At 54.0% G+C, this 2,096-nt stretch carries 1 protein-coding gene and 2 pseudogenes; 2 read left to right on the forward strand and 1 reads right to left on the reverse strand.

What is annotated here, in order from left to right; all coding sequences use genetic code 11:
- Positions 1-295, forward strand: a pseudogene (locus V7660_RS17130) (IS3 family transposase); the annotation flags it as partial.
- A gap of 293 nt (positions 296-588) precedes the next feature.
- On the opposite strand, the gene V7660_RS17135 reads toward V7660_RS17130, so the two are convergent.
- Complete coding sequence (locus tag V7660_RS17135; RefSeq protein ID WP_335604269.1) at positions 589-1,821, reverse strand: IS110 family transposase; 1,233 nt, start codon at positions 1,819-1,821, stop codon at positions 589-591.
- Positions 1,822-1,958: 137 nt separating this feature from the next.
- Between V7660_RS17135 and V7660_RS17140 the strand changes: the two are divergent.
- Positions 1,959-2,096 (forward strand): annotated as a pseudogene (locus V7660_RS17140) (integrase core domain-containing protein); the annotation flags it as partial.

Consider the following 2,096-nt stretch of genomic DNA (forward strand, 5'->3'; position numbering starts at 1 on the left):
GATGTATGTGTCGACGCTGAAGGAAATGCTAGAAAAAAACTTCTGAGGCCTGGTGCGCGGCGTCGTGCCGTGACTGGGCCATGACACAGAAGGGATACCGGCAGCGACAGGCCTGCGCCTTGGCCGGGATCGATCCGCGTTTGTATCGACGACCGCCAAAGCGATCGGAAGATGCTGACTTGCGGACATACTGAAGGATCTGTCGTCGGAGCGGCGACGGTTCGGCTACTGTAGGCTGCGTGTTCTACTGCGATGCGAAGGCTGGCAGGTGAACTGGAAAAAGCTTTCCCGCGTCAGGGGTTATCCATGCATGGTGGTCAGCGATAACGTCCTATGCGCGGAATAATCGTCTAATTTGGCATCAGGTCATTGTCGTGTTGGGCGATACCAGCACGTCGGATTTTGCCTCAGTTCGGCATTTTGGTCAACGACAGTCTCTCCCATAACAAACACAGAGTACGCTATTGCGGCTCTCACCGTCCTTAAGACGAGATCATCGGGTCGCTAACACAGAAAGCCTAAACATTATCTACGAGGTCAGATGTCTGCCTCCACGGCCCTTACAGAGAAAGGTCCTTCTGTGATCGATCACCCCTCAAAGAAGGGGCGATAGGGCTCGCCATGTTTGATAATCCCGTGAACTGTACGGGCCATTTTGGCGGCGATTGCGGTATACGCCTTGCGGCGCAAATGGGTGTTGTGCCGGTCCTTGGCGATATAGCGCTCGAACTTATCCCGGAAGCTGTTGGTTCGCTGTAGAATGGCAACCTGACCAGCCATCCACAGGGTGCGCCGCAAGCGGGCATTCCCGTATTTTGACAGTTTGGTTTGGCCGCGGAATGTGCCGGACTGGATGGTTGCCAAGTCCATACCGCAGAACTTCAAGAACTGCCGGTGGTGTCCAAAGCGGCGTAAATCGCCAGCTTCTGCTAAGATGGTCAAGGCGTTGATCGGACCGATCCCAGGTATTGATGTCAGCAACTGATAGTCAGGTAGATCTTTGAGAAGCGCGACGGCGCGAGCTTCGATTTGATTGCGTTGCGCAATGAGACTGCGGCCTTCGCCAAGAACCAAGCGGAACATACTTATCGCATTAGAATCTGAGGCAACCGGCAATCCCACTGAAGACTTGGCTGTCTCGTAAATGTCTGCAAGCAAACGCTCTTTCGCCACCTTGCGCCCAATAACGTCCCAAGCATCAGCGGTGAAAGCCTCTTTGCCCATTGCGGTGATAAAATGTGGTGACGGATAGCGTTCGAGGAATGCAAAGAACCAATCGCTGCGCGAGCTGCGGTGAAAGCGGTCAGCTTCGGGGAAGTACAACGGCAGGTAATGTGTCAGCACACGGTGCCAAAGTTCGGTCTTCGATCTGGAGACGATATCGTGGGTTTTGGACAGCTCTTGAATGTCATTCGTGCCATGCACCAATGGGTCATGATAAAACTGCTCGTTCCCGATCTCCATCATATGCAAGATAACCTGGGCGTCCTTGGGGTCATTCTTGTCCCAACTGTTGTTGAGTGCTTCGCGGGTTCGCGCCAAAGCGACTGACGACACCAGCTTCACCTCAAAGCCAGCGGTGGCCAGATAATAGCCCAGGGCACGGTGATAATTACCGGTCGCCTCGAAGGCCACACGCACCGGGCATCCATAATCTCTCAACGTAGCGATGAGGCGATTAAAGTCGCCAAGCTCGTTCAAAACAGTTAAGCGGCGTCGCCGTTTCTTATCTGGGATAGCAATTAAAACTTCATGCCGGGCCTTTGAGATATCGATAGCCACCAAAACAGGTGCGTCTTGTGCAATACTAATCTCGGTCATAGTCGGTCTCCTTTGCGGTGTGGTTTGTGTGAAACCACTGTAGGGACCTGAGACCCGGCTATGACCACCTGCTGCGCTATTTAAAGGCTGCGCAGGTGGCCATAGCCTCTTAATCAGCGTCATTCCGAAGGTGTTATGGCCCGGAATATATCAGTCACGCGCTGTTGGATTGGGCTGAAGAGCACGGCATCGCCTTGGCACACATCCAGCCGGGTCAGCCGCAACAGAACGCCTACATCGAGCGCTACAACCGCACGGTCAGGCACGAATGGCTG

The sequence above is a fragment of the Hyphomonas sp. genome (assembly GCF_036964145.1).
Lineage (GTDB): Bacteria > Pseudomonadota > Alphaproteobacteria > Caulobacterales > Hyphomonadaceae > Hyphomonas.